The following is a 6611-nucleotide window of genomic DNA, read 5'->3' as shown; positions in this document are numbered from 1 at the left end:
ATCGAATATGAAACAATCAACCGGACCGCGCTCACAGCGGCCTAAGACCCCGAGTCAACAAAAGCCGGGGCAGTCCCAAGAGCTTTCAGCCAGGGGTCGTTTTTGAATGGATCTCGCACTTGGTTCCATCGCTGTACGTCGCCGCGTTGCTCGATCTCCTTTTGAAGAATCTGCCGAATCGAACTCACTGACGCTAGGAACGCGTTGAGGTTGTATCTGAACGCGCGGGGATCGTGGTATTCGGCTTCCAAGCGACGGTGCGCAGTGAACGTTTCCATCAAGCGGTCTTCTGACTGCGGCAAAGGGCATTCGATTTTTTCTTGAACAAGCTGGCAGGAGACCATGCCGAATGATATCCGGATTGGGCGGCAGGAGAGCATATGGCTTCGTGGGTTGGCGCTTGACCATTTGGTTTGATGCACAACTGCGGTTTCTTAGCCTCCCGTGAGGCGCGGCGAGCAATGGATCGCGAGACATCAGCAATCAATTGGGCGCGGGAGCTTTCCAGTGACGAAGTGCGTGCCATCGCTGTACCCCATGACGAGGATGTCTGGTGATCCGGATGGCCCCGACACGCAGCGCAGGGCATTGACGTAACTCAGCCCTCACGGCGCGCCTTCAGGGAACTCCCTTAGGGCAAATCCTCCAGTTGTTGGTGGCGGAGCTGGTGAGCGGACGGTAGATTGACCGCCAAGTGTGCAGCTGAAATGGGGGCTTCTGTGCAGTTGGTGGCGTACCTGAACGGTGAGCGGATCGACGCCACGGAAATGGCTCATGCCCCTTGGCGGGCCCTGGTGAACGATCCCCTCTACGAGACCCTTATGCTGCTGGAGTGCGGACTGCGGGCCAGTAGGGTCACACGCAAGGGCCGGCAGTTTTTCAAGCACTATCCAGAGGTCGAATGCGACATTGAGCATAAGTCGGAGTCCGACCAGCATCTGGCGATGAAACGGGCTTTGAAGGACAGGATCGACGCAGCTCCTGGCTGGCACGCCGAGGTCGAACACGCGCACCCGGAACGGGTATGGATTGCCGACGTCATGGCTACTCACATCTCCGGCAAGAGACTTGCATTCGAGGTCCAACTGTCAGCGCAGAGCGAGGATGAGTACGTCTTCCGATCAGAGCGCTACTTGGATGATGGCATCGGTCCCGTGTGGATAGTCCCTGACAACCTTGACTGGTTCCGTGTGAAGCTGCCGATGATCGTCACGGGCTTCGGCAAGAGCAGCCCCCTACCCGCGATGCCGGCGGCACTCATGGAAACGCTCACGTACCAGCCGCTGGCCCGCAACATAGCGCGGGTCGGCGTCGTCGTTGACCATGTCCTGCATCCGTCGTTCCACTGGGGGCATGGAACGCCAAGGCAGCAAAAAGAGGAACTTGCGCGCCAGGAAATGAAGCGTGCAAAGGATGCAGCCGCCGCGGCCTTGAAAGCTAGCGCCGATTCGGAGGCAAAAAGGCTTGCCGATGAAGAGAGCGTCCGCCGGAATGCTGAGCGCGACGCATTGTTCGTGGAGCATGCCGCCGCCCCCGACATCAACGAGACGCCAGCCGTTGCCGCCGGAATGAATATCTGGGCGAGCGTTGTCCAGTGCGTCGGGTTAGGCCATCCGATGCTGATCTGGCGATTGCTTGAGCCGCCGATTCGGATCGACCTCCGCCCTTACAGGCCGGGTCCGGAGAACTTCCAGCACGTCCGCGCATCGGTGGCTGCATGGCTGGAGGCTCAAGACCGTGGCCTGGCCGAGGCAAGCATAGTGCGCCTTAAGGGCACCGAAAGGCGGCACGGGTTCGCCTGTCCGGACTGCAAGGAAGTTATTCAGGGACGATGGGTGGCCGAACTCCCACACACGAAATGGGCCCTAATAGCGGCGGGCAGTCCCAGCCGCTCTAGCCAAACCCTGCCGGCCTGGGAGGCGCATCACCGAAAGCAGGCAACCAGGGCGGGAGCAACAACGGAAAAGCCCCCTCCCGCGGGGCGACTTCAGCTCAGTTACGACGAGGCTGATCCCCGGTTCATCGGACCAAAGCGCAAACCATTCTGGATATCGGAGGCCCGGGACGCAAAGGAGATTGCGGATCGACAGGCGGCAAAAGACGCACGTGCGGCGCGCTTGCAAGCGATTAGGGACAACCCACGCTACCGCGCCAGCCCCAATGGGTTCCGCTTCGAGTGCTTAGACTGCGGCGGAATGTTCGAGGACGATAAGGAAGGCATACACGCCGACGGGGGCTGCCGTATTCCTGGTGCCCGAGCATTTAGCTGGCGATAAACATGAAGGTGTCATGCAAGCCCGAGCAGCTGGCCCCCGGTAGTGTCAGTCCATGATCAACGAAGATGCACCCCTGCCTGATGACATTTTCGCGAAATTGCCAGGTTCCTCCGCAGTACTGAACCACGAAGTATCAGTGGATATCGACCGCTGGAAACGCGAGCTCACCGCACGCGAGCTACCACCCGCTCAGGGGAAACTCGCAGGCGCTGGACGTACATCAGTGACGCGGAAGGACGTGTTCGACCTTGGCGATCAGACCCCGACAGTCGAAAACGCCTTCCAATTGTTCTACTACTCTCTTGCTTGGGGATTGGGTACACGCGCCCCCCGGCTCCACCAGCGGCTGGACGGACTAGCCGCTCACCAGAAGAAGGCAGGACAACGTCTCGTAACAGCCTGGACGTTGGTTCAAGACGGGGCGCCTCCACGAGAGGCTTATCGCACCCTGACCACCGACAAAGGCGCTGGACGAATCCCATGGTTTGGGCCAGCGTTCTCCACCAAATTCCTCTACTTCGCCCAAGGCTGGCTGTGACAGGTTTGGATGGCCCCGGTAGGACGGGTATATCTGGCCCCACCAGCGGTTGTTGGAGCTTTATCCGCAAAGAGCGGTAACTCCAGGACCTGCAATGTGACAGTCAAAACCCAAGCCGCAATTGCAGTAGACGTTCTCTGAAGGACGAGAGCTTGGTGAGACTTGACATCTAAATCTATATAGCTAGATTTCTTCTATGGACAACTTGGGACGCGTTACGCCGGCAACAGCGCTGGTCCTTGAAGTTCTGCTTTCGGTCGAGAAGGTCTGGGGACTCCAGATCATCAAAGACGTGGGCAAGAAGCCCGGCACTGTCTATCCGATCCTCGACCGGCTTGAGGCGGCGGGTTGGGTCCAGGGTGAATGGGATTCAACGGAGGAGCGCAAGGGACCGCGCAGGCGCTACTACCGCTTGGTCGCGGAGGCCCGCCCATTGGCGAACGAGTACGTCAATGCGCAACGGGCAAAGGTTTCGCCGCCTGCATCGCGACCGTCGCCGGCTATGAAGGAGGGCCAGTGGTGCGTGACGTGAGGCAAACCGAGACCCTCCTGGCCCTATGCGTATTGCTGACGCCTCGGCATCTCCGGGCTGTTCGAGAGGAGCAGTGGAGAGCCGATCTGCGGGACGGACCGCGGCTGGGTATCTCGCAACCATCTCTGATCTTTGGGGCGGTCTGTTCATCCATTACTGCCAGGTTTTACGAATTGCTGTACCGCTGCAGCATGCTGCTGTCGCGTTTCACAAAGGGGGAAAATATGAAGCTGGTACTAGGCATGGTCGGCGCGGCCGTGGTTCTCATGGGCGGTGCGGTCGCCGGGATTCAGGCGAGTACGAAAGCGGAACCGGCGGCAGCGCCTTCGAGCATGGCGGACACAAGTCATCCTGAGTGCTATGACGCCGCAAAGATGAATGACCCTAACGATTTCTGCTATCAGACCATCGGGCCCTGGAACAGCAGGCTTCTCACTGTCGATGAAGTCCGTACGGCCGTAAGCCTGGAACAGATGATCAGCGCAGGCAGGCCTGCTGAGGAAATCCGCCGCTACTACCCGGAATATCAGCCAACCGCCAAGTAGGCCCTACATTCAGAGCTACCTGGCCGAGTTGAAGGCGTTGAAGCCAATGGTTCCTTGCAGCCATTTGCGTCCGTGGATGCCTATCAGACGCGGGATTGTTGCGTTGAAAGTTGGCACTAAGAGCTTGAGTCCAACCTCAAAGTTTTGAAGCCGCCTCTGCTGTCGTTGGGCAGGACCCTGGTCCTGAATGTGCGATGGTTTGCTTGGCCCCCACGCTAGCCTGTGGCTTGTTGGGCGATCGTGTGGGCGAGGCGGTATGAGTCGGTGCCGGTTTCGATTATGGCGCCGTTGAAGGTCAGCCGGTCAACGATCGCGGCACATAAGCGAGGATCTGTGAAGGTTTTGGTCCAGCCGGAGAACGATTCGTTTGAGGCGATGGCGATGGAGTTTTTCTCCTCCCGTTCGGTGAGGACCTGGAAGAGGAGTTCGGCGCCGCGGCGGTCCAGCTCCATGTATCCGAGTTCGTCGATGCACAGCAGGTCCACGCGCCCGTAGCGGGCGATGGTCTTTGCCAAGACTTTCTCGTCGGCGGCTTCGACGAGTTCGTTTACGAGCCGGGTGGCGAGGGTGTATTTGACCCTGTAGCCCGTCTCGGCGGCGGCAGTGCCGAGTCCGATGAGCAGGTGGGATTTGCCGGTTCCGGAGTCTCCGATGAGGCAAAGGGGTTGTCCTTTGCGGATCCAGTCCCCGGTGGCCAGGGTGTGGATGGTGGCGGGGTTGATGTTCGGGTTTGCATCGAAATCGAAGTCCCCGAGCCATTTGTCCCGGGGAAAGTTTGCGGCTTTCACGCGGCGGATCGAGGAGCGCCGGTCCCTGTCGTCGCACTCGGCCAGCAACAGCTCGGCCAGGAAGCCCTGGTAGGAGAGTTGTTCCTTCCCGGCGACGGTCAGGGCTTCGTCGAGGGCCGCGCGGATGGTGGGCAGGCGAAGCCGACGGCAGGCCTGGTCCACGGCGGCGACCGCTGCCTGCTCGGTCAGGCCGCGCCTCCGGCGCAGGGTCGGGGTGATGGTGGTGGCCGGTGCGGTGGGGCTCATGAGATGTTCTCCTTCGACGCGGTTCCTGCAGGGTGTTCGGAACGTTTGGCCAGCAGCTCGTCATAGGCATTGACCGAGGGCAGGGGCCGGCTGTCAGGCGGGAGCCCGGCAATGACGGCGGCGGGGTCCATGAGTCGGCGCTGGGTGAGACTGACAACCCGTTGCACTTTCTCTTCAGCATGAGCACCGGAATGACGGTCGGAACTGGCCCCACCCCGGAAAGAGATCGTGGCGTGTCTGCGGGCTTCGACCGCGACGACGTCGGCGCTGACCGCGCCCACTACCAGCGCCGCGGTGATCCCTGCATGGATGTCTCCGGCATCCATGGACCGGTGGAGGAGCAGGACGTCGATCAGTTCGCGGGTCCCGTCGGCGTCACCGTTGACCCGGCGGGAGGCGGCCCAGAAGGCTTCGTGGGCGGACGTGAACGCCCCGGACTCCCGTGCCCGGGCCAACGCGGTGGAGCCAGGCAAAGCGCCGGGCTTGGTCTTGAGGACCTCCAGGTAATGGTCCAGCTGGACCGACTGCGCGCCTTTGGCAACGATCCGCTGATGCCTGGCCGCCACCGCGCGGCCGTCGAACACTACAAGCTCCGATGCCCGCAGCGAGACCCGGACTCTTCTGCCAATGAACCGCGCCGGAACGGAGTACTTCACCATCCGCACCGTGATCATCGAGGACCTATCAACTCGAGGGGTCAGCACCAGACCCGGATCAAACTCATCCGCCGGCAACGGGGCCAGGAACGGCCGTTCAATCTCGAAGTCCTGACCGATGGTGCGGATCCTGTCATTGATGCGCCGCCCGTCGTCCTGAGCTTCCCATTCGCGAATGCGGTCGTTGAGCTCGTCCAGGGATTGAGCGACAGGCATAGGCGAGAGTCTGTTGCGCCGAAACCAGCCAACCTCTCCTTCAACCCCGCCCTTTTCATGGGCACCTGCGATGCCGGACTGGCAATAGAAGGGATCGAAGCCGTAGAACGAACGGAACAACACCCACCGCTCGTTCTCCCGACGCTGCCGGCCCTGCCCGAACACCACCGCCGTGACCGCGCTGGTGAGATTGTCATAGCGGATGTGTTTGGTCGGGATGCCACCAAGAACGTTGAAGGCCTCGATGTGGCCCTCGAGAAAGGCTTCCTGGGCCTGAGTCGGGTAGATCCGGTGGATGGCCCTGCCCGAATGCGATAGCCGGAAGATGAACATGTGACACTTCGTCTTCACACCGTTCAGCACGACATAGACCTCGCCGAAGTCCACCTCGGCCTCGGCGCCCGGCGCGTGTTCCTGCGGAACAAACACCTCAACTCGGCGGCCGGCCTCCACATCAATCTGGGCCCGCCGGACCCTTACGTAATCACGCACTGTGGAATACGAGAGCTCCTGGGCACTTTGCTCTTCGATGAGCCGGGCCAGAATCCTGCGGGCGGTATGACGCTGCTTCCGCGGCGCCGTCATATCCTCGATCAGCATCGCATCGATCGCGCCCTTGAACGGTTCCAGCCTCCAGGACACCCCTTGTCTCTGTTTGCGCTCCGGAGGGGCAGCTGAATCCAGTGCCTGCCTCACCGTTCTTCTATGGACTCCGTGCCGGACCGCCAACGCACGAACCGACAGGCCCTCAACCCGGGCGTCCCTTCGGATCCGCGCGAACAACTCCACTCTCGACTCCATCCAGACCAACCTT

Annotated in this window: 6 protein-coding genes; 4 read left to right on the top strand and 2 right to left on the bottom strand. The window is 61.0% G+C overall.

Translation table 11 applies throughout. The features are described from left to right. The first annotated feature begins 719 nt into the window (after positions 1 to 719). From PV772_RS20970 to PV772_RS20955, 4 genes are all read left to right on the top strand, one after another. Positions 720 to 2276: a competence protein CoiA family protein gene (locus PV772_RS20970; RefSeq protein WP_347887437.1), complete on the top strand. Its 1557-nt coding sequence runs from the start codon at positions 720 to 722 to the stop codon at positions 2274 to 2276. A gap of 52 nt (positions 2277 to 2328) precedes the next feature. Continuing rightward, a complete protein-coding gene (locus PV772_RS20965; RefSeq protein ID WP_347887436.1) occupies positions 2329 to 2814 on the top strand; it encodes a hypothetical protein in 486 nt (161 codons plus the stop codon). A 196-nt stretch (positions 2815 to 3010) separates the two neighbouring features. Beyond that, positions 3011 to 3346, top strand: a complete 336-nt coding sequence (locus PV772_RS20960) for a PadR family transcriptional regulator (protein WP_109045762.1) — start codon at positions 3011 to 3013, stop codon at positions 3344 to 3346. Then, a complete protein-coding gene (locus PV772_RS20955; protein WP_109045761.1) occupies positions 3331 to 3891 on the top strand; it encodes a hypothetical protein in 561 nt (186 codons plus the stop codon). Before PV772_RS20960 ends, PV772_RS20955 begins: the two co-directional genes overlap by 16 nt. A 215-nt stretch (positions 3892 to 4106) precedes the next feature. Here PV772_RS20955 and istB read toward each other — a convergent pair whose 3' ends face one another. Next, the gene (gene istB, locus PV772_RS20950; protein WP_347887435.1) at positions 4107 to 4925 is read right to left on the bottom strand and encodes an IS21-like element helper ATPase IstB; all 819 of its coding nucleotides are present in this window, start codon (positions 4923 to 4925) and stop codon (positions 4107 to 4109) included. After that, positions 4922 to 6598: an IS21 family transposase gene (gene istA, locus PV772_RS20945; protein ID WP_347887438.1), complete on the bottom strand. Its 1677-nt coding sequence runs from the start codon at positions 6596 to 6598 to the stop codon at positions 4922 to 4924. The genes istB and istA overlap by 4 nt, the downstream gene beginning before the upstream one ends. Between the last annotated feature and the right edge of the window lie 13 nt (positions 6599 to 6611).

Source organism: Pseudarthrobacter sp. CC12, from assembly GCF_039907755.1.
Lineage (GTDB): Bacteria > Actinomycetota > Actinomycetes > Actinomycetales > Micrococcaceae > Arthrobacter > Arthrobacter niigatensis.
Note: the sequence above shows the minus strand (reverse complement) of the source record. Positions and strands in the feature narration are given on the sequence as shown.